This window comes from Staphylococcus sp. HMSC034C12, from assembly GCF_001835895.1.
GTDB classification, from domain to species: Bacteria; Bacillota; Bacilli; order Staphylococcales; family Staphylococcaceae; genus Staphylococcus; species Staphylococcus hominis.
Genome location: NZ_KV826359.1, coordinates 1 through 21,366, shown reverse-complemented (window position 1 = coordinate 21,366; position 21,366 = coordinate 1). Strand labels below are relative to the sequence as shown.

The window sequence follows — 21,366 nt, the reverse complement described above, 5'->3', positions numbered from 1 at the left end:
GATGAATATTATATGTTAGACATCAAGCAATTCAGAGACGAAACGGACAAAGTTAAGAGCAAAATTGAATTACGAGGAGATGATTCAAAGGTTGTTGATGAAGTATTAGAATTAGATAATCAACGTCGTGATTTAATTGGTAAAACAGAAGAAATGAAAGCACGTCGTAACAAAGTAAGTGATCAAATCGCTGAAAAAAAACGTAATAAAGAAGATGCAGATGACGTCATTAAAGAAATGCGTGAATTAGGCGATGAAATTAAAGAAAATGATGCAAAATTAAATGAAGTAGATAACAAAATTCGTGATATCTTAATTCGTATTCCAAACTTAATTGCAGATGACGTACCACAAGGTGCTGACGACACTGAAAATGTTGAATTAAAAAAATGGGGTACGCCTCGTGAATTTGATTTTGAACCAAAAGCGCACTGGGATTTAGTAGAAGAATTAAAAATGGCTGATTTCGAACGTGCTGCAAAAGTATCAGGTGCGCGCTTCGTTTATTTAACTAAAGATGGTGCTTTATTAGAACGTGCATTAATGAACTATATGTTAACAAAACATACAACACAACATGGTTATACAGAAATGATGACACCTCAATTGGTAAATGCAGATACAATGTTTGGTACAGGCCAATTACCTAAATTTGAAGAAGATTTATTCAAAGTTGAAAAAGAAGGCTTATATACAATTCCAACTGCAGAAGTGCCATTAACAAACTTCTATAGAAATGAAATTATCCAACCTGGCGTGTTACCAGAAAAATTCACTGGTCAAACTGCATGTTTCCGTAGTGAAGCGGGATCAGCTGGTAGAGATACAAGAGGTTTAATTCGTTTACATCAATTCGATAAAGTTGAAATGGTGCGTTTTGAAAAACCTGAAGATTCTTGGGATGCATTAGAAGATATGACTCAAAATGCCGAAGCAATTTTAGAAGAATTAAAATTACCATATCGTCGCGTGATCTTATGTACTGGAGATATTGGTTTCAGCGCAAGTAAAACATATGACTTAGAAGTATGGTTACCAAGTTACAATGACTACAAAGAAATTAGTTCTTGCTCAAACTGTACTGATTTCCAAGCTCGTCGTGCTAACATTCGTTTCAAACGTGATGCTTCTTCTAAACCAGAATTAGTACACACATTAAATGGTAGTGGACTTGCAGTAGGTCGTACATTTGCAGCTATCGTAGAAAACTACCAAAACGAAGATGGTTCAATTACAATTCCAGAAGCACTTGTACCATTTATGGGCGGCAAAACAGAAATTCGTCCAGTCAACTAATCATTCAATAGAATTCAACTCATAAAGTGATAGAGTGACATAGTCCTCTATCGCTTTATTTATTTTTATATTAAATAAGACTGCTTTGATAAAGGTAGCTTTTAAAAATATCGAAAATTTCTGATATTTTTAAAACATTGAATTATCAATATTTCTAAACGCCCTTCTCTCTAACCTCACTCAAACGGACGTCTAAAGATATTGAAGCGTCTATTAGATTATATTAGACTGAATTTAATTAAAATATATAGTCAATTTGAAAATACATATATAAAGAGGGAGCTAACATGACGTCACATGTAACATTTCAACAAGGAGTCAAAGAATGTATTCCAACACTACTAGGATACATCGGTATAGGACTATCATTTGGCATTGTGGCAGCTTCTCAGGATTTTAGTGTTCTAGAAATTCTTCTGTTATGTTTATTGGTTTATGCAGGCGCAGCACAATTTATTATTTGTGCTTTAGTTATTACTGGTACACCTATATCAGCAATCGTGTTAACAACGTTAATTGTGAATTCCCGCTTCTTTTTATTGTCTATGACATTATCACCTAATTATAAAGATTATGGTATATGGAATCGTTTAGCTTTGTCTTCTCTTCTTACTGACGAGACCTTTGGGGTTGCTATAACGCCACACTTAAAAGGGGAAACAATTAATGACCGATGGTTACATGGATTAAATATTACTGCTTATTCATTTTGGGCAATCGCTTGTGTGTTAGGAGCAGTCTTTGGGAAATACATCTCTCATCCTGAAATGTTAGGATTAGACTTTGCGATTACAGCTATGTTTATTTTCTTGGCTATGGCTCAATTTGAAACGATTACACGTTCCAAAATAAGTATATATATCGTATTAATTGCGTTCGTTATTGTAATGATGTTCATTTTAAGTTGGTTGATGCCCTCTTATGTGGCCATTCTTGTTACATCAATTTGTGCTGCAACACTTGGGGTGGTGATGGATCGATGACGATAACTGGACATATGCTTTTACTCATCGTTTTATGTGGATTAGTGACATTAATTGTACGTGTCGTACCTTTTTTAATGATTTCACGTATTCAACTGTCAGAAACAGTCATCAAATGGCTGTCGTTTATTCCAATTTCATTATTCACTGCGTTAGTTATTGATAGTTTTATCGTTCAACATAAAGGCATGCAGGGCTTTGAATTAAATATTCCATTCATTGTAGCAACCATTCCTACAGTCATTATCGCAATTGTGACGCGTAGTCTAACCATCACTATTATTGTAGGTATTATATTCATTGCAGGTATACGATGGTTCTTTTAACCCATTTATTTACTGCGCATTGAAGTTAACTAGACAATTGTATTAAAATAAATTTAAATTAAACAATGCAATCAATATATAGATACTCTTATTTTGAGAAGTAGAGGGAATTGGCCCTATGAAGCTTCAGCAACCGACAAATCATTGTACGGTGCTACAACCAACGAGATACTCGAATGATAAGTACTAAAGTATTATCGCTTCACACTTTTAAAATTAAGAGTAGAAGCGATTTTTTTATTCTAAGGAGGCATAGCATGACAAATTATACAGTAGATACATTACATTTAGGTGCTTTTACAACAGAATCAGGTGAAACAATTGAGAATCTAAAATTGCGTTATGAGCACGTAGGTTATTCGGGACAACCGCTTGTTGTGGTTTGTCATGCTCTGACTGGTAATCATTTAACTTATGGTACAGATGAACATCCTGGATGGTGGCGTGAAATCATTGATGGTGGTTATATGCCAATCTATGATTATCAGTTTCTTACTTTTAATGTTATTGGAAGTCCTTTTGGTTCAAGCTCCCCATTAAACGATGCTCATTTTCCTAAAACAATAACATTAAGAGATATAGTTAAGGCAATTGAATTGGGAATAAAGGCCCTTGGATTTACTAAAATCGATATTTTAATTGGTGGCAGTTTAGGTGGCATGCAAGTGATGGAATTATTATATAATCATCAATTCGAAGTAGATAAGGCAGTCATCTTAGCAGCTACAGATAAAACCTCTTCATACAGTCGTGCTTTCAATGAAATTGCACGTGAAGCGATTCATATTGGAGGTAAAGAGGGACTTAGTATTGCAAGACAACTTGGATTCTTAACATATCGTTCTTCAAAAAGTTATGACGCGCGTTTCACACCAGATGAAGTAGTCAATTATCAACGTTATCAAGGCAATAAGTTTAAAGAATCCTACGATTTATCGTGTTACTTAACGATGTTGAATGTCTTAGATAGTCATCATCTTGATCGTCAGCGCGATGATGTGGATGAGGTCTTCCAATCTTTAAATACAAAAGTACTAACTATGGGCTTTACAGATGACTTGTTATATCCAGATGATCAAGTTAGAGCAGTAGGAGAACGTTTTAAATATCATCGTCACTTTTTTGTTCCAGACAACGTAGGCCATGATGGTTTTTTACTTAATTTTAATGACTGGGCACCTAACTTGTATCACTTTTTAAAAGTTTCGAAATTCAAACGAAAATAATAGATAAGAGAACAGTTAACACATTTGTTTAATTTGAATATAGAGGTTAAAATAGACGTTATAGTCAAAAAAGTATAGGAGTGGCGAATGTGTTTTCAAAAGTACATCCTAAAGCAATAATTATAGGAACTATCGTGCTTGTAGCAGTTGCTTTAGTTACGTATGTATTGCCAATAATTGGTCTGATTCTATGTTTATTCGCTACCATTCCAGGGATTATCATGTGGCATAAATCAATTGCTACATTTGGAATTGGAGCTTTACTCACTGTAGTCATCACGACCTTATTAGGGAATACCTTTGTATTAAGTGCCATGATTCTAGTTTTATTACTAAGTTTTGTAATTGGCCAATTATTAAAAGAACGTACATCTAAAGAACGCATCTTATATATTACAACAATGTATATAAGTATTGTGACGTTAATTGCATTTATGTTATTACAAGCGTTCAAAAAGATTCCAAATACCGAAGTATTGATTAAACCAGCAAAAGACGCAATGAACAATGCGATTGTAAATTCAGGCGTTGAATCAGATTATAAGATCATCTTAGAAGAAGGATTTCGTCAAATGGCTGTTCAACTTCCAAGTTACATCATTATTATGGTCTTTCTTTTAGTTTTAATTAATATCATCATTACATTTCCAATTTTACGCAAATTCAAAGTAGCAACACCTATTTTTAGACCTTTATTTGCTTGGCAGATGAATCGCACATTATTATGGATTTACATGATTGTGCTAGTATGTGTGATGTTTGCGATGAAACCAAGTATATTCCAAAGTATCGTATTGAATTTCGAAGTTGTGTTATCATTATTAATGTATATCCAAGGATTGAGTTTGATTCATTTCTTTGGAAAGGCCAAACGATTACCTGATGCGGTATCTATATTATTAATGGTCGTGGGGACAGTGATTTCACCCTTTACGCATATCGTATCATTACTTGGCGTACTTGATTTAGGAATTAACTTAAAACGAATGATTAAAAAATGACTTTAAAAAGTGAATAGAGGTGGAAGAATGAACCGTCAATCCACTAAAAAAGCATTGCTTATTCCTTACATTTTGATGGTGCTTACGGCAATTGCAATTGTTATTGTAGGGTTTATATTTAAACCTTTAATTGCAACGTTTACGGCGATTGCTTTAATCATTATGATCGTCATTAGTGCGGTATTGATTAAACAAGCATTATCAAAAATGGATCATTATGTGGATAATCTGAGTGGTCATATTTCAGCAGGAAGTAATAAAGCAATTAAACGCATGCCAATTGGTTTAGTTGTGATTGATGCTGACGATCACATCGAATGGATCAACCAATATATGTCTGAACATCTAGAAACGAATGTCATCTCAGAACCAGTCAATGAAGTTTTTCCGAATATTCTTAAGCAACTTGAAAGAATACAAGAAATAGAAATCGAACATGGTCAGTACCATTATCATGTGCGTTATTCTGAAGAAGAACGTTGTTTATATTTCTTCGATATTACAGAAGAAGTACATACAAATGAATTATATGAAGAATCAAAGCCTATCATTGCAACGTTGTTTTTAGATAACTACGATGAAATTACACAAAATATGAATGACACACAACGTTCTGAAATCAACTCAATGGTGACACGTATTATTAGTCGATGGGCAACTGAATATAACATTTATTTTAAACGTTATAGTTCAGATCAATTCGTAGCGTATTTAAACCAAAAAATCTTAGCAGAAATAGAAGATTCTAATTTTGATATTCTAAGTCAGTTACGTGAAAAAAGTGTAGGCTATCGTGCACAATTGACATTAAGTATTGGTGTTGGTGAAGGTACCGAAGATTTAATTGAACTTGGTGAATTATCTCAATCAGGACTTGATTTAGCCTTAGGTCGTGGAGGAGACCAAGTTGCAATTAAAAACATGAATGGTAATGTCCGCTTTTACGGAGGTAAGACTGACCCGATGGAAAAACGAACACGTGTTAGAGCACGTGTTATCTCTCACGCATTGAAAGATATCTTAACTGAAGGCGACAAAGTGATTATTATGGGACATAAACGTCCCGACTTAGATGCGGTTGGCGCAGCTATTGGAGTATCTCGATTTGCGTCAATGAATAATTTAGAAGCATATGTGGTACTTAATGAAGAAGATATCGATCCAACATTAAGTCGTGTGATGGAAGAAATTGATAAAAAACCTGAATTGAAAGAACGATTTGTGACATCTGATGAGGCTTGGGATATGATGACGTCAAAAACAACGGTTGTTGTGGTAGACACACATAAACCTGAAATGGTATTAGATGAAAATATTTTAAATAAAGCGAATCGTAAAGTAGTCATTGATCATCATAGACGTGGAGAAAGCTTTATTTCAAATCCATTACTCGTTTATATGGAACCTTATGCAAGTTCAACTGCAGAACTTGTCACAGAGTTATTAGAATATCAGCCAACAGAACAACGTTTATCACGTTTAGAATCTACAATTATGTATGCAGGTATTATTGTTGATACACGTAATTTTACATTACGAACAGGTTCAAGAACGTTTGATGCGGCAAGTTATTTACGTGCGCATGGTGCCGATACAATCTTAACGCAACAATTCCTTAAAGATGATGTTGATACGTATATTAATCGTTCTGAATTGATACGTACAGTTGAAGTTCAAGATCACGGTGTCGCGATTGCTCACGGTTCTAATGATAAAATCTATCATCCTGTAACAGTTGCACAAGCTGCGGATGAATTGTTAAGTTTAGAAGGCATTGAAGCTTCTTACGTTGTAGCGAAACGTGAAGATAATCTTATTGGTATTTCAGCACGTTCATTAGGCGGTATTAATGTTCAATTAACAATGGAAGCCTTAGGTGGCGGAGGTCACTTAACAAATGCTGCAACGCAAATAAAAGGTGTCACTATAGAAGAAGCAATCGAGCAATTACAACAAGCAATTACTGAACAAATGAGTAGGAGTGAAGATACATGAAAGTAATATTTACACAAGATGTTAAAGGTAAAGGTAAAAAAGGTGAAGTTAAAGACGTGCCAGTAGGTTACGCAAATAACTTTTTATTAAAAAATAAATATGCTGTTGAAGCAACACCAGGTAATTTAAAACAATTAGAACAACAAAATAGACGTGCTGAAGCGGATAGACAACAAGAAATCGATGATGCTAAAGCATTAAAAGCAAAATTAGAAGATATCGAAGTTGAAGTAAGTGCTAAAACTGGTGAAGGCGGTAAATTGTTTGGTTCTATTAGTACAAAACAAATTGCTGACGCATTAAAAAATCAACACGATATTAAAATTGATAAACGTAAAATGGATTTACCACACGGTATTCACGCGTTAGGTTATACTAATGTACCTGTTAAATTAGACAAAGAAGTTGAAGGTACAATTCGCGTACACACTGTAGAAAAATAAAAAGATTTAGGACAAATAGGTAGTCCATTCTTTTAAAAGCAATTCATAGAAAGATATAATGTTGCACTAGCATGTCGAAAATTTTAAGATAGATGGGTGTAATGATTGATGGATAATATGTATGATCAAAGACAAATGCCCCATAACAATGAAGCTGAACAGTCTGTCTTAGGTGCAATTATTTTAGATCCAGAATTAATAGGTTCGACTCAGGAGGTATTACTTCCTGAGTCGTTTTATAGAGGTGCACACCAACATATCTTTAGAGCAATGATGAACTTAAACGAAGATGCTCATGAGATTGATGTAGTCACGTTAATGGAACAATTAACGAAAGAAGGTACATTAAGTGAGGCTGGTGGCCCTCAATATTTAGCTGAATTATCGAATAATGTACCGACGACACGTAATATTGAATACTATAGAAATATAGTTGCTAATCTTGCGCTTAAACGTCGATTAATTCAAACAGCTGATAGCATTGCGAATGATGGGTATAATAATGAGCTTGAATTAGATGCTATTTTAAGTGATGCTGAAAAACGTATTCTTGAACTCTCAGCAAACCGTCAAAGTGATGGATTTAAAGATATTAGAGATGTCTTAGGTCAAGTATATGAGACTGCAGAGGAACTTGATCAAAATAGTGGGCAAACGCCGGGTATTCCTACTGGATACCGCGATTTAGACCAGATGACTGCGGGCTTTAATAGAAATGATTTAATTATTTTAGCAGCCCGTCCTTCTGTAGGTAAGACTGCCTTCGCACTTAATATCGCTCAAAAAGTAGCCACTCATGAAGATAACTATACAGTAGGTATTTTCTCACTTGAAATGGGTGCCGATCAACTTGCGACACGTATGATTTGTAGTTCAGGAAATGTAGATTCTAACCGTTTAAGAACAGGGACAATGACAGAAGAAGACTGGAATCGATTTACGATTGCAGTAGGTAAATTATCGAGAACAAAGATTTTTATTGATGATACACCAGGAATTCGTATTACAGATTTACGATCAAAGTGTCGTCGTCTTAAACAAGAACATGGTCTTGATATGATTGTCATTGACTATCTACAACTTATTCAAGGGAGTGGCTCACGCTTTTCAGATAATAGACAACAAGAAGTCTCTGAAATCTCACGTACGTTAAAAGCCATCGCTCGTGAATTAGAATGTCCCGTTATCGCACTGAGTCAGTTATCTCGTGGCGTAGAACAACGTCAAGATAAACGACCAATGATGAGTGATATTCGTGAATCAGGATCAATTGAGCAAGACGCAGATATTGTTGCGTTCTTGTATCGTGATGATTATTATAATCGAGGCGATGGTGAAGAAGATGACGATAGTACGCAGTTCGAACCTCAATCCAATGACGATAATGGTGAGATTGAAATTATTATTGCCAAACAACGTAACGGCCCGACAGGCACAGTGAAGTTACACTTTATGAAACAATATAATAAATTTACAGACATTGATTATGCACATGCAGACATGTCATAAAAATATTTTTTACCGTACATTATTATTATTTTTAATATAAATGTACGGTTTTTATTTTGTTTTTAAAAAGTAAAGTTAAGTGAAGTATGTGTATTAAACATTTGTAAAACTGACTTGAGATACTGGTAAATTAGCAATTTTAAAGGTTTTTTAATAAAAAATACGTATTTATTTGACTGATGTGAATGCTATTTTTAATGTTCGATTTTTATTTGCATTATATGAAACGTATTGATAGAATACTTAGTGGTTAATTGAGAAAACTTTGGAGGTGCTCACATGTCATCAATCGTAGTAGTTGGGACACAATGGGGAGACGAAGGTAAAGGTAAAATTACAGATTTCTTAGCAGAACAAGCAGATGTGATTGCGCGTTTTTCAGGTGGTAATAACGCAGGTCATACCATTCAGTTTGGTGGAGAAACATACAAATTACATTTAGTACCATCAGGTATTTTTTATAAAGATAAATTAGCAGTGATTGGTAATGGAGTGGTTGTAGATCCTGTTGCATTATTAAAAGAATTAGACGGTTTAAATGAACGTGGTATTTCTACAGATAATCTACGTATTTCAAACCGTGCGCAAGTCATCTTACCGTATCACTTAGCACAAGATGAATATGAAGAACGTCGTCGCGGCGATAATAAAATCGGTACAACGAAAAAAGGTATTGGACCAGCTTATGTAGATAAAGCACAACGTATTGGTATTCGTATGGCTGATCTATTAGAAAAAGATACATTTGAAAGACGTTTAAAAGAAAATATTGAGATTAAAAATGCATATTTCAAAGGGATGTTTAATGAAACTTGTCCACACTTTGATGAAATGTTCGATGAATACTATGCCGCTGGTCAACGTTTAAAAGAATTCGTTACAGATACAGCTAAAATTTTGGATGACGCTTTCGTAGCTGATGAAAAGGTTTTATTTGAAGGTGCACAAGGTGTTATGTTAGATATCGACCATGGTACATATCCTTTCGTAACGTCAAGTAATCCTGTTGCAGGTAACGTGACAGTAGGAACTGGCGTGGGTCCAACCTTCGTATCTAAAGTGATTGGTGTATGTAAATCCTATACATCTCGTGTAGGTGATGGCCCATTCCCTACTGAATTATTCGATGAAGATGGTCATCATATTAGAGAAGTAGGTCGTGAATATGGAACGACAACAGGACGTCCTCGTCGTGTAGGTTGGTTCGACTCAGTTGTATTACGTCACTCTCGTCGTGTAAGTGGTATTACAGACTTATCTATTAACTCAATTGACGTTTTAACAGGTTTAGATACAGTTAAAATCTGTACAGCATATGAGTTAGATGGTGAAACAATCACAGAATATCCAGCAAACTTAGATCAATTACGTCGTTGTAAACCCATCTTCGAAGAATTACCTGGTTGGACGGAAGACATTACAGGTTGTCGTACATTAGAAGAATTACCTGAAAACGCACGTAAATACTTAGAACGTATTTCTGAATTATGTGGCGTTCATATTTCAATCTTCTCTGTAGGCCCTGACCGTGAGCAAACAAACCTATTAGAAAAATTATGGTAAGAAAAGCGTATAAACCTAGAGCAATAACGTGCTAAGAGCGAAAATCGGTTTTTGATTTTAGAGATTAGCATATGATGGATGAGAGAATTACGTTTCGAAGCCCGTTAATAATAAAACATTTAATTGTATACATCTAACGTTGTTAAAGTGACTCACTTTAGCAACGTTTTTTATATATAAAATAAGATAATGATAACCGTATCATTTAAATTTGAATATGAATTAATAATGTAAAAGTAAAGAAAAAAAGTATATTGTTATGTAATCTATCTTCAAAACAACTCTTTTTTTCTAAAAATTAAGGAATTATAAAAAAATATTAAAATTATGTAAAAAAGTTCTTGTCTTTAAAATAAAAGCTATGCTATAATCTATCTTGTGCTTAAGAACGGCTCCTTGGTCAAGCGGTTAAGACACCGCCCTTTCACGGCGGTAACACGGGTTCGAGTCCCGTAGGAGTCACCATTTTAGGTCTCGTAGTGTAGCGGTTAACACGCCTGCCTGTCACGCAGGAGATCGCGGGTTCGATTCCCGTCGAGACCGTATTGCTTATCCAAAAGGGTAGGCATTTTTTTTATGCTTTTTTAATATTGCGTCTTTATTTTTATAAATATATAGACGTTATCATGAGTAAAACGATGTGTGTATTACAAATAGGTGACGTCGCAATATATTTTTAATATTTCTCTCTTTTTTTATACATCTTTTATATATCACTCTTAATTTTCAACGACTATCCTCTATCATCATTTTGTAACATTGTATCGTTTCAGTCTTCCTACGACTTTTGTCCAATATTCAAGGCGCTCAACTTATTTGTAATATAAAACGAGAGTGGTAAACTTTAAATTAATGTTATTCTATAATTTTAAATATGAAAATAGAATTAAGTGAATATTAATGTTAAATTATATAGTAGATAAACGTGCGTTAAGACGTAAGATAGCGCCATATAATACAGTTAATGTTTTACTCAAAATATAATAAACATTAAGGTTTAAACTACAATTTGAGAAATGAGGTTTATAGATATGGCTAGAAAAGTTGTTGTAGTTGATGATGAAAAGCCAATTGCGGATATTTTAGAATTTAATTTAAAAAAAGAAGGCTATGAAGTTCATTGCGCTTATGATGGTAATGATGCAGTCGATTTAATTTATGAAGAAGAGCCAGACATCGTATTGTTAGACATTATGTTACCTGGTCGTGATGGCATGGAAGTATGTCGTGAAGTACGTAAAAAATACGAAATGCCAATTATTATGTTAACAGCGAAAGACTCAGAAATTGATAAAGTATTGGGTCTTGAATTAGGCGCTGATGATTATGTGACGAAACCATTTAGTACACGTGAATTAATTGCACGTGTGAAAGCAAACTTAAGACGTCACTATTCTCAACCTGCGCAAGAATCTGAAGGTAAAACGAATGAAATTGCGATTAAAGATATCGTAATTTATCCTGAGGCTTATTCAATTAAAAAACGTGGTGAGGATATTGAATTAACACATCGTGAATTTGAATTATTCCACTATTTGTCAAAACATATGGGTCAAGTTATGACACGTGAACACTTACTACAAACGGTTTGGGGATACGATTATTTTGGAGACGTGCGTACAGTGGATGTAACCATTCGTCGTTTAAGAGAAAAAATTGAAGACGATCCATCTCATCCAGAATATATAGTGACACGTCGAGGCGTTGGATACTTCCTCCAACAACATGATTAGGGGTTGCAAACGATGAAGTGGCTGAAACAACTCCAATCCCTTCACACAAAACTCGTTATTGTTTATGTCTTACTGATTATTATTGGAATGCAGATTATTGGTCTGTATTTCACTAATAGTTTAGAAAAAGAATTAACCAATAATTTCATGAAGAATATTAAACAATATGCGACACAACTCGAAGTCAATATTGAGCGTATTTATAAAGATAATCCTTCAAATGCACAAAAGGAAGTTCAATCGCTACTGAATGAATACGCTAACCGACAAGAGATTGAAGAAATCCGCTTTATTGATAAAGATCAAATTATAATGGCTACAGCGAAGTTATCATCACATAGCTTAATTAATCAAAAGGTGAATGATAATTCTGTTCAAAAAGCAATCTCTCTTGGCGAAGCAAATAGTCATAACGTCTTAAAAGACTATGGTAATGGTAAAGAACGGATTTGGATTTACAACTTACCAGTTAAGAATGGCAATGATGTGATCGGTAATATTTACATAGAGTCAAATATTAATGATGTATATAACCAGCTTAACAATATTAATCAAATCTTTATTATTGGTACGGCTATTTCTTTATTTATCACGGTCATACTCGGTTTCTTTATTGCGCGAACGATTACGCGACCGATTACAGATATGCGTAACCAAACAGTTGAAATGTCAAAAGGGAACTATACACAGCGTGTTAAGATTTATGGCAATGACGAAATTGGTGAACTTGCGCTTGCGTTTAATAATCTTTCTAAACGTGTACAAGAAGCCCAAGCGAATACAGAAAGTGAAAAACGTCGACTCGATTCTGTCATTACACATATGAGTGATGGTATCATTGCGACGGATCGACGTGGTCGTATTCGTATTGTGAATGATATGGCGATTAAAATGTTAGGTATGGCGAAAGAAGACCTCATTGGTTATTACATGCTAAATGTTTTAAAAATAGAAGGCGATTTTTCATTAGAAGAAATTCAAGAGAATAATGATAGTATCTTAATTGATATGAATGAAGAAGAAGGTATTATTGCACGTGTCAACTTTAGCACGATTGTACAAGATACGGGATTTGTTAATGGTTATATCGCCGTATTACACGATGTTACAGAGCAACAACAAGTAGAACGTGAACGTCGCGAATTCGTTGCCAATGTATCACACGAATTACGTACGCCACTAACCTCAATGAACAGTTATATTGAAGCACTTGAAGAAGGCGCTTGGAAAGATGAAAATCTTGCGCCATCGTTCCTTTCAGTCACACGTGAAGAAACGATACGTATGATTCGACTGGTCAATGACTTACTTCAATTATCTAAAATGGATAATGAGACAGAACAAATTACAAAAGAAATTGTTGACTTTAATATGTTTATTAATAAAATTATTAATCGACATGAAATGGCAGCGAAAGATACAACGTTTGTACGTGAAATTCCAAATGAAACGATTTTCACAGAAATAGATCCAGATAAGATGACGCAAGTATTTGATAACGTCATTACGAATGCGATGAAATATTCTCGTGGAGATAAACGTGTCGAGTTCCACGTGAAACAAAATGCACTTTATAATCGAATGACCATTCGTATTAAAGATAATGGCATCGGTATTCCAATTAATAAAGTGGATAAAATCTTTGATCGCTTCTACCGCGTAGATAAAGCACGTACACGTAAAATGGGTGGTACGGGTCTTGGACTGGCCATTTCAAAAGAAATTGTCGAAGCACATAATGGTCGTATCTGGGCAAACAGTGTTGAAGGACAAGGCACATCGATATTTATTACACTTCCATGTGAAGTGATAGACGACGGTGATTGGGATGAACAGTAAGGAACATATTAAATCAGTTATCCTTTTTCTTTTAGTCATGATGAGTATTGTCCTTACGTATATGATATGGAACTTTACTCCAGATTTAAATAATTTAGACAGCGCGGATAGTAAAAAAAATAATACTAAAACCATTGGTAAACCTTTAGCTGCAAAGATGGACACAGTGATTTCACCTTATCAAGTTGTGTCAGTTAAAGGAGATAAAGTAAAAGGATTGACACCATCAAGATCTCAACTCGCTCAAGTTATTGATCCACTCAAAGATCATGAAGTGAGTAAAGTGGAATTAATGCAAAAAGGGTATAATTTGCAAACTCCGATATTAGACCATGATTTTGTCGTGTTGGATTTTACGTATGATATGCCACTAACAACCTATTTAGGTCAAGTACTTAATAACTCAGCTAAAATTCCTAAACATTTTAGCTTTAATCGAATTTTAATTGATAAAAATCCTAAGGGTGATTTAGAATTATATGCGCTGAGTAAACGTCATCAACAAGTCATGAAAGTGACGATAGACGCTAAGGCAACGCCATTTAATAAAACCATTCATCATTTAGAAAAAGATATGGAAACCTATTCGGAAGTGATTACGAATAAGACGACGATTGATAAATCAACGCATATTTTTGCGCCGAAACATCCAAAAGACCTACGCTCATATCGTATGGTATATGATACGATTTCAGTCGAAACGATGAACTCAATTTTATTTGATGATTCTGTCATTATTCGAAGCGGAAAAAGTGGTTCAACCACATATAATAATAATACCGGCGTCGCAAACTATAATGATGACAGTAAAAAGTACCATTATAAAAACTTATCTGAAGATGAATCAGGTTCGAAAGATATGGATACCTCCATTCCAAGTACATTCGAATATATTAATAATCATGGTGGTTTCTTTAACGATGATTTCCGTCTGTTCAATACGGATAATATGTCAGGAGAATTAACCTATCAATTATTCCTCAATGGACATCCTACATTTAATGATCAGCAGTTAAATGAAATTAACGTGACTTGGGGAGAAAAAGGAATTTATGACTATAAACGTGCTCTTCTACGTTCAAGCGTGCCTTTAGAAGGTGCAACGACATCATTAGATAGTTTGGAAACTGTGCGTGCGTCACTTGCGAACAATCATAATATTGATTTTGAAAAAATATCGAATATGATCGTTGGCTATAAAGAAGATGATCAGCCAGATAAAGATGACATCGAAGTACAACGTAATAGTGAATTTATTCCAACGTGGTATGTTGAGTATGATGGTGAATGGTATGTATATCAGGATGGGAGGCTTGAATAAATGAACTGGAAACTAACCAAAACATTGTTTATTTTCGTGTTTGTTCTAGTCAATATTTTTCTCATTCTGATTTATATTAATAAGGTGACTAAATCGCAAATTAATGAAACTGAAAGCGATAATGAAGTCAACTTCCAGCAAGAAGAGATTAAAGTATCGACAGATGTATTAAATAAAGATGTAAGTGGTACGAAGATGCAAATGATTACTGCTACTTCTAAAAACTTTAAATCATACGCTGAAAATAAATCTTCATTAGAAACAAGTGATTCTGGTTTCACAGTAAGTGGTGACGTAGATAATACTGTAAATGTAAGTGATCGTAATCTTAGTGATTTAAAAGATTACATTATCAATCATATTTATAATGGTAAGGTCTATCAACTTGGCGATATTAATTCAAATGCTGTTACCTATGAACAAACATATGATGGGTACCCATTGCTTAATAACAATAAAGCACGCCTTCGCTTTAATATAGACGATGGTAAAGCGACAATGTATAAACAAACATTAATGAGTAAAATTGAACCTGCAAAAGGTGACAATAATCCTAAGAAGCAAGTCATTACACCGCGTAAAGCAATTGAAAGCTTGTATTTCAATCGTTACTTAAAAGCTGGCGATGAAGTATTAGATGCAAGATTAGGATATTACTCAGTAGTAAGAGAAACCAACGTTCAATTACTACAAGCAAACTGGGAAATCAAAGTGAAACATAAAGGTAAAGAAGAAACGAAAAAATATTATGTTGAAGCCACTTCAGTCAATCCAAAAGTGATTGATAACTAAAAAGTGAATCATTTTAAATAGAGCAAAATGGCGGTCAAATTTGCCCGTTGTTTTGCTCTTACATATTTAATATAAACAGAGAATTGGAATTTTTAGTTACAGGTTGGTATAGTATACTATAAAAGTACTTTTAGAGCGGAAAGTTTCGAACAGAGATACAAGTTCGAAACTATATTTTTTTAGAAAAAAGAGTAAATATAAAATAATTAGACTGAAGGCACTCTAAATAATTAAAACTTAAGATAATGAGAAAGGATGAACCATCTTGATTCGAATGAGCGTATTAGCAAGCGGTAGTACAGGAAACGCGACTTATGTAGAAAGTGAGAAAGGCAGTCTTTTAGTAGATGTCGGTCTTACGGGTAAAAAGATGGAAGATTTATTTAGTCAGATTGATAGGGATATGAAGAATCTGAATGGCATCCTAGTGACACATGAACATAGCGACCATATTAAAGGACTTGGCGTCATTGCACGTCGATATGGTTTACCAGTGTATGCGAATGAAAAAACTTGGAAAGCGATTGAAAAAAAAGATGATAAAATTCCGATGGATCAAAAATTTATTTTCAATCCCTATGAAACAAAATCTATTGCAGGTTTTGATATAGAATCGTTTAATGTCTCTCATGATGCGATTGATCCACAATTTTACATTTTCCATAATAACTATAAGAAATTTACGATGATTACAGATACCGGCTATGTGTCAGACCGAATGAAAGGTATGATTCAAGGTAGTGACGCATTTATGTTTGAAAGTAATCATGATGTGGATATGTTACGCATGTGTCGTTATCCTTGGAAGACGAAACAGCGTATTTTAAGTGATATGGGACATGTGTCAAATGAAGATGCAGGACATGCGATGGCGGATGTGATTACAGGTAATACGAAACGTATCTATCTTTCACATTTATCTCGTGATAATAATATGAAAGATTTAGCACGAATGAGCGTCGGACAAGTATTAAATGAACATGATATCGATACTGAAAAAGAAGTATTGTTATGTGACACAGATAAAGCACAAGCGACACCGATTTACACGTTATAAAATTGAAAAGAAGTATGAAGCTTAATGAAAATCTTAAGGGAATATGAGGTTTTTATTAAGCTCTTTTTTTGGAAAAATTAAAGATATGATCTAACAATTTGGACTATACATGAATATTCATTAAAAAGTGGATAATTAAAGTGATTTACTTAGAATCTGTGAATAAATATAAAAGACGGTCGTGAAGTTATCCCCAAATCTGAAGAAAGTTATCCACTATTGTGAATAATACACACAGAAATACTCACATTATACACAGACTTATCCACAAAAGTGATGGATGAATGAGATTTTTTGTAGATAAATCTTGAATTTTCCACAGAATTTATATACATTACTGTTATAATTAGAGGGAATTCTGTTAACAAGTTGATAACTTGTGGATAAGTCGAATAACTATTATCAACATGGAGGACTATAATGAAGATTACTATTTTAGCTGTCGGAAAATTAAAAGAAAAGTACTGGAAACAAGCGATTGCTGAATATGAAAAAAGACTCGGGGCATACTCTAAAATTGAGATGATTGAAGTGCCGGATGAAAAAGCACCTGAAACTATGAGCGACAAAGAGATTGAACATGTCAAAGCAAAAGAAGGACAACGATTATTAGCCAAAATTAAACCACAAGCCACCGTTATTACATTAGAAATACAAGGTAAGATGTTGTCATCAGAAGGTTTAGCTAAAGAACTACAACAACGTATGACACAAGGACAAAGCGACTTCGTCTTCGTCATTGGGGGATCGAACGGACTCCATCAAGACGTCTTAAATCGCAGCAACTACGCACTCTCATTCAGCAAAATGACCTTCCCACACCAAATGATGCGCGTCGTCTTAATCGAACAAGTGTATCGAGCATTTAAGATTATGAGAGGCGAAGCATATCATAAGTGATGCGGTTTTTTTAACCGCTTCATGAAAAAATTAGAATTAGCGCAATACATGTATTAAGATATAAAAATAAAGATTTATTTCTTGAAAAAGAAATAAATCTTTAAAAATATAAAATATAATTAATAATTAATAAATTCTCTTATTTTTCCATCTGAATCTCTATATAGATTTTTTTGCAAAAGGATATCTTCTTCAGATTCAATATCTACACTATCTACCAATTTTTTATTTCTAATATCAATAAGTCGTGTATAAAAAATATGTAAAAAAGGAATTAATAAAAAGAATTTTAATTTTTTCATAGAAGTTCCCTTCCTTATTCAATAACTATAAGCTAAAAATAGCATTTATTTTAATATTAGTAAATATATTTTTTTAATATTAAATAATAATTGTTAAGAATGTATAACACTTATAAATATATTATTAAAAATAGATTTATATAATTAAAAATTATCAAAAAGTAGTAAAATTAAAATTTACCTTTCACAGCACATTTGTTAAAATTATCCATAATATGTAAATTTTATGTAAAGATTAAATTATAATATATACATATGAGAAAACTATGCTCTTTAGTATTAGGTGAACATTTTAGGGAGGAAAATAGTTTGCAATATTCAATAGTTATGCCTTATAAAGAAACAGATTCAAAGATGTTTAATGATTGTTTAGATAGTCTTAATAATCAAACTTTTAAAGATTTTGAGGTGTTATTTATACATGATGGAGATTCAAATTTGCATGATGAAATAAAAAATATTAATTTTAACCATAAAGTTTTAGAATCTAATGTTTCATCAAACCCTCAATACTATAGAAATATAGGCATTAAGGAAGCAAAGGGTGAATATATCTTGTTTATGGATAGTGATGATTACTTACATCCTAATTCGTTAATTTATGCCAATGAAATTATAAATGAAGAACACGATTTTGTGGTTAAACTAGGAGTAAAAAAAACTCACTATACTAAAAGTTTAACTTTCAAGGAAAACACTCGAAGTTTTTATAAACCTGAAACTTCCGAAAAATTAAGAAAGCTACTTATTGATATAAACAATGAAAATGTATCTAATCCAGAGTTTATTAATAAACTATATGAGCTTGAATTAGTAAAGCATAGTTATGATAATATTAAACAAAATAAATTTTTAGACAATATTAGTTATCGTTTGAAATCTAATGGGTTAATAATTAATAGACAATTCATAATAGATCATGAACTAGAATTTGATACAACTAACAGTTTATATGGAGATATTCCATTTGTTATCAAATTATATAATTTAGTAGATAGAATAAAACAAACAAAGGTAAAATTGTATTTTAAATTAATACATAACGATAGTATTAGTTATCCGTCACATACACAAAAATTTAAAGAAACTAAAAGCTATTATAAATTATTAGCTTATGATAAAGCATTGAATTATTGTCCTAATTTAAACTTAGCGAGAAAATTAAAAGGTTTTGCTACGAGAGAATATTTGTATTATGTATGTAAAAGTGAAGATTTTCGAAACTCATTTAACAATGTAAAACCAATATATTCAATTTTACGAGATTTACTAAATAAACCTTCAAAAAGACTCAAAATCAATTTGCGTCATAAATTGGAAATTAATCCTATTAAGAGCGGGGAATATAGAAAAGCCTATAATAGAACAAGAAGAAGAGTTAAGTTGTATAACACTTATAAATTTTTGAAGCCTAAAAATGAAAGATATAGAAAAAAAGTTATACAAAAAAATATTTTTACAAAGCTGCCAATACGTAAAGATTTGATAGTTTATGAAAGCTTTTTAGGGAAAAATTACTCTGACAGTCCTAAAGCAATTTTTGAATATCTTAAATCCTCTGATAGCGATAAATTTAAGCATGTTTGGATTTTAAATAATAAAGATATTTTAGAAGACTATCCAATATTAAATGATGAAAATGTGAAAATTATCGATAGATTTAGCTGGGAATATTTTTATTATGTAACTGTCGCAAAGTATTTTATACTAAATATGAGACAACCCAAATGGTTAGTTAAAAAGAAAGATCAAACTATTTTATCTACATGGCATGGTACTCCTTTAAAAAGATTAGTATTTGATATGGATAATGTAACTTCAGCAAGTAAAAATTATAAACAAGATTTTTATCAGCAATCAAGAAATTGGGATTACCTAATTGCTGCTAATAAATATAGTGAGCAAATTTTCGAGAGAGCATTCAAATATCCTACTTCAAATATTTTAACTTATGGTTATCCTCGAAATGATATCTTAAGTAATTATAATCGAGAATATAAAAATAAGGTTAAACAAAAATTAAATATACCTACAGATAAAAAAGTCGTTCTTTATGCTCCTACTTGGAGAGATGATGAATATCATGGAGTAGGGCAATACAAATTTTCATTAAATTTAGACTTAGAACAAATGAGACAAGAATTGGGAGAAGAATATATCGTACTACTTAGAATGCATTACTTTATATCAGATAGATTAGATATTTCAGAATATGAAGGGTTTGCGTTTGACTTTTCTAAATATAATGATGTAAATGATCTTTATATTGTAAGCGATATATTAATCACAGATTATTCTTCAGTTTTCTTTGATTATGCCAATCTGAAAAGACCTATTTTGTTCTATACTTATGACTTAGATAAATATAAAGATGAACTGCGTGGTTTCTATATAGATATGGAAAAAGATTTACCAGGACCGCTTTTATTTGATTCATTGGAAGTTATTAATAATATAAAAAATATTGAGGTTGTAAATAATAATTATAAAGAGAGATACGAAGCATTTTATAATAAATTCTGTTTATTAGATGATGGAAAAGCAACAAAAAGAGTCATTGAAAAGGTTATTAAGTAATATTTAAAAAAATAAATTAATAGAGCATCCCTCACCGCAAAAGTGAAGGATGCTCTAGTTTTATTAGAATATAGTTTTCATTTTGATAGATAATGGTTAATAATTGTCTGTAAATCATTATTAAGTACCGTTGTAATACAATCGTCATTCATAAAATCTTCATAGATTTTATCCAATATTTCTTCATCTTCAATTACTGTGAAATGATATACTAGCCCTTTTACTACTGATGTATAATTATGCTTTGCTAAGAAGTTAGCAACTGTTCGCCAATTTGATTGTGTAGTGTCATGGTTCATAGATAATCCTCCTTTATTTCAAAGTCCATTTTTGACGTGCTTTAGGGTTAAGTGGATGCATGATTTCATTTGTTGCTGGATTAATGAGTTTTTTAACTTTCTTTTTATGTGGTTTTAACATTTCCATCACTTGCGCTACACGTTCGACTACAACAGGGCGCTTCGCATAGGCACCATAAGCAAGAATCACTGTTTCACTTTCAC

Annotated in this window: 19 protein-coding genes, 2 tRNA genes and 1 riboswitch; of the genes, 18 read left to right on the top strand and 3 right to left on the bottom strand. The window is 32.8% G+C overall.

What is annotated here, in order from left to right; translation table 11 throughout:
* Positions 1-12 precede the first annotated feature (12 nt).
* The 17 genes from serS to rlmH all read left to right on the top strand — a co-directional run bounded on the left by serS (position 13) and on the right by rlmH (position 17,984).
* Positions 13-1,296 (top strand): serine--tRNA ligase, encoded by a 1,284-nt coding sequence (gene serS / locus HMPREF2629_RS10415; protein ID WP_002488451.1) that lies wholly within the window; start codon positions 13-15, stop codon positions 1,294-1,296.
* Positions 1,297-1,583: 287 nt separating this feature from the next.
* The gene (locus HMPREF2629_RS10410) at positions 1,584-2,279 is read left to right on the top strand and encodes an AzlC family ABC transporter permease (RefSeq protein WP_017175619.1); all 696 of its coding nucleotides are present in this window, start codon (positions 1,584-1,586) and stop codon (positions 2,277-2,279) included.
* Entirely contained in the window at positions 2,276-2,605 is a 330-nt protein-coding gene (locus HMPREF2629_RS10405; protein ID WP_048680094.1) for an AzlD domain-containing protein, read from the top strand. Before HMPREF2629_RS10410 ends, HMPREF2629_RS10405 begins: the two co-directional genes overlap by 4 nt.
* Before the next feature lie 85 nt (positions 2,606-2,690).
* Positions 2,691-2,791: riboswitch (SAM riboswitch) on the top strand.
* 71 nt (positions 2,792-2,862) lie between these two features.
* A complete protein-coding gene (locus HMPREF2629_RS10400; RefSeq protein ID WP_017175617.1) occupies positions 2,863-3,831 on the top strand; it encodes a homoserine O-acetyltransferase MetX in 969 nt (322 codons plus the stop codon).
* Positions 3,832-3,920: 89 nt separating this feature from the next.
* The gene (locus HMPREF2629_RS10395; RefSeq protein WP_017175616.1) at positions 3,921-4,832 is read left to right on the top strand and encodes a YybS family protein; all 912 of its coding nucleotides are present in this window, start codon (positions 3,921-3,923) and stop codon (positions 4,830-4,832) included.
* Positions 4,833-4,859: 27 nt separating this feature from the next.
* Entirely contained in the window at positions 4,860-6,827 is a 1,968-nt protein-coding gene (locus HMPREF2629_RS10390) for a DHH family phosphoesterase (protein ID WP_017175615.1), read from the top strand.
* Positions 6,824-7,270, top strand: coding sequence for a 50S ribosomal protein L9 (rplI, locus tag HMPREF2629_RS10385; protein ID WP_002488452.1), 447 nt, complete (start codon positions 6,824-6,826; stop codon positions 7,268-7,270). Before HMPREF2629_RS10390 ends, rplI begins: the two co-directional genes overlap by 4 nt.
* A gap of 108 nt (positions 7,271-7,378) precedes the next feature.
* The gene (gene dnaB / locus HMPREF2629_RS10380; RefSeq protein ID WP_002449507.1) at positions 7,379-8,779 is read left to right on the top strand and encodes a replicative DNA helicase; all 1,401 of its coding nucleotides are present in this window, start codon (positions 7,379-7,381) and stop codon (positions 8,777-8,779) included.
* Between the two features lie 279 nt (positions 8,780-9,058).
* Positions 9,059-10,342: an adenylosuccinate synthase gene (locus tag HMPREF2629_RS10375; protein WP_017175614.1), complete on the top strand. Its 1,284-nt coding sequence runs from the start codon at positions 9,059-9,061 to the stop codon at positions 10,340-10,342.
* Positions 10,343-10,732: 390 nt separating this feature from the next.
* A tRNA-Glu gene (locus tag HMPREF2629_RS10370) sits at positions 10,733-10,807 on the top strand.
* A 5-nt stretch (positions 10,808-10,812) separates the two neighbouring features.
* Positions 10,813-10,885 (top strand) — tRNA-Asp (locus HMPREF2629_RS10365).
* A gap of 488 nt (positions 10,886-11,373) precedes the next feature.
* Positions 11,374-12,075, top strand: a complete 702-nt coding sequence (gene yycF / locus HMPREF2629_RS10360) for a response regulator YycF (RefSeq protein ID WP_049379434.1) — start codon at positions 11,374-11,376, stop codon at positions 12,073-12,075.
* Positions 12,076-12,087: 12 nt separating this feature from the next.
* A complete protein-coding gene (gene walK / locus HMPREF2629_RS10355; RefSeq protein ID WP_070813367.1) occupies positions 12,088-13,914 on the top strand; it encodes a cell wall metabolism sensor histidine kinase WalK in 1,827 nt (608 codons plus the stop codon).
* The gene (locus tag HMPREF2629_RS10350) at positions 13,904-15,235 is read left to right on the top strand and encodes a YycH family regulatory protein (protein ID WP_049379433.1); all 1,332 of its coding nucleotides are present in this window, start codon (positions 13,904-13,906) and stop codon (positions 15,233-15,235) included. The genes walK and HMPREF2629_RS10350 overlap by 11 nt, the downstream gene beginning before the upstream one ends.
* Complete coding sequence (locus HMPREF2629_RS10345) at positions 15,236-16,027, top strand: two-component system regulatory protein YycI (protein WP_017175611.1); 792 nt, start codon at positions 15,236-15,238, stop codon at positions 16,025-16,027. It abuts the gene before it with no gap.
* A gap of 274 nt (positions 16,028-16,301) precedes the next feature.
* Positions 16,302-17,084 carry an MBL fold metallo-hydrolase gene (locus HMPREF2629_RS10340; RefSeq protein WP_029376799.1) on the top strand — a complete coding sequence of 261 codons (783 nt, stop codon included), beginning with the start codon at positions 16,302-16,304 and terminating at the stop codon, positions 17,082-17,084.
* A 420-nt stretch (positions 17,085-17,504) separates the two neighbouring features.
* Entirely contained in the window at positions 17,505-17,984 is a 480-nt protein-coding gene (rlmH, locus tag HMPREF2629_RS10335; protein WP_049379432.1) for a 23S rRNA (pseudouridine(1915)-N(3))-methyltransferase RlmH, read from the top strand.
* A 119-nt stretch (positions 17,985-18,103) separates the two neighbouring features.
* Here rlmH and HMPREF2629_RS10330 read toward each other — a convergent pair whose 3' ends face one another.
* Positions 18,104-18,286 (bottom strand): hypothetical protein, encoded by a 183-nt coding sequence (locus HMPREF2629_RS10330; RefSeq protein ID WP_053018577.1) that lies wholly within the window; start codon positions 18,284-18,286, stop codon positions 18,104-18,106.
* Positions 18,287-18,595: 309 nt separating this feature from the next.
* Between HMPREF2629_RS10330 and HMPREF2629_RS10325 the strand changes: the two genes are divergently transcribed.
* On the top strand, positions 18,596-20,863 hold the full coding sequence (locus HMPREF2629_RS10325) for a bifunctional glycosyltransferase/CDP-glycerol:glycerophosphate glycerophosphotransferase (protein WP_053018580.1): 2,268 nt from the start codon (positions 18,596-18,598) through the stop codon (positions 20,861-20,863).
* A 77-nt stretch (positions 20,864-20,940) separates the two neighbouring features.
* Here the strand turns inward: HMPREF2629_RS10325 and HMPREF2629_RS10320 are convergent, their stop codons facing one another.
* Together HMPREF2629_RS10320 and HMPREF2629_RS10315 are read right to left on the bottom strand one after the other, a co-directional pair.
* Positions 20,941-21,162, bottom strand: a complete 222-nt coding sequence (locus HMPREF2629_RS10320; protein WP_070519080.1) for a hypothetical protein — start codon at positions 21,160-21,162, stop codon at positions 20,941-20,943.
* Between the two features lie 13 nt (positions 21,163-21,175).
* The coding region (locus HMPREF2629_RS10315) for a DUF1643 domain-containing protein (RefSeq protein WP_141756724.1) at positions 21,176-21,366 on the bottom strand (191 nt) is incomplete at its 5' end.

Excerpts from the sequence above, each read along its gene's own strand:
- rplI (WP_002488452.1), top strand. The coding sequence starts at position 6,824 with ATGAAAGTAATATTTACACAAGATGTTAAAGGTAAAGGTAAAAAAGGT.
- rlmH (WP_049379432.1), top strand. The coding sequence starts at position 17,505 with ATGAAGATTACTATTTTAGCTGTCGGAAAATTAAAAGAAAAGTACTGG.
- HMPREF2629_RS10345 (WP_017175611.1), top strand. The coding sequence starts at position 15,236 with ATGAACTGGAAACTAACCAAAACATTGTTTATTTTCGTGTTTGTTCTA.
- HMPREF2629_RS10400 (WP_017175617.1), top strand. The coding sequence starts at position 2,863 with ATGACAAATTATACAGTAGATACATTACATTTAGGTGCTTTTACAACA.
- HMPREF2629_RS10410 (WP_017175619.1), top strand. The coding sequence starts at position 1,584 with ATGACGTCACATGTAACATTTCAACAAGGAGTCAAAGAATGTATTCCA.
- HMPREF2629_RS10375 (WP_017175614.1), top strand. The coding sequence starts at position 9,059 with ATGTCATCAATCGTAGTAGTTGGGACACAATGGGGAGACGAAGGTAAA.
- HMPREF2629_RS10320 (WP_070519080.1), bottom strand. The coding sequence starts at position 21,162 with ATGAACCATGACACTACACAATCAAATTGGCGAACAGTTGCTAACTTC.
- HMPREF2629_RS10340 (WP_029376799.1), top strand. The coding sequence starts at position 16,302 with ATGAGCGTATTAGCAAGCGGTAGTACAGGAAACGCGACTTATGTAGAA.
- walK (WP_070813367.1), top strand. The coding sequence starts at position 12,088 with ATGAAGTGGCTGAAACAACTCCAATCCCTTCACACAAAACTCGTTATT.
- HMPREF2629_RS10330 (WP_053018577.1), bottom strand. The coding sequence starts at position 18,286 with ATGAAAAAATTAAAATTCTTTTTATTAATTCCTTTTTTACATATTTTT.
- HMPREF2629_RS10390 (WP_017175615.1), top strand. The coding sequence starts at position 4,860 with ATGAACCGTCAATCCACTAAAAAAGCATTGCTTATTCCTTACATTTTG.
- dnaB (WP_002449507.1), top strand. The coding sequence starts at position 7,379 with ATGGATAATATGTATGATCAAAGACAAATGCCCCATAACAATGAAGCT.
- HMPREF2629_RS10405 (WP_048680094.1), top strand. The coding sequence starts at position 2,276 with ATGACGATAACTGGACATATGCTTTTACTCATCGTTTTATGTGGATTA.
- yycF (WP_049379434.1), top strand. The coding sequence starts at position 11,374 with ATGGCTAGAAAAGTTGTTGTAGTTGATGATGAAAAGCCAATTGCGGAT.
- serS (WP_002488451.1), top strand. The coding sequence starts at position 13 with ATGTTAGACATCAAGCAATTCAGAGACGAAACGGACAAAGTTAAGAGC.
- HMPREF2629_RS10350 (WP_049379433.1), top strand. The coding sequence starts at position 13,904 with ATGAACAGTAAGGAACATATTAAATCAGTTATCCTTTTTCTTTTAGTC.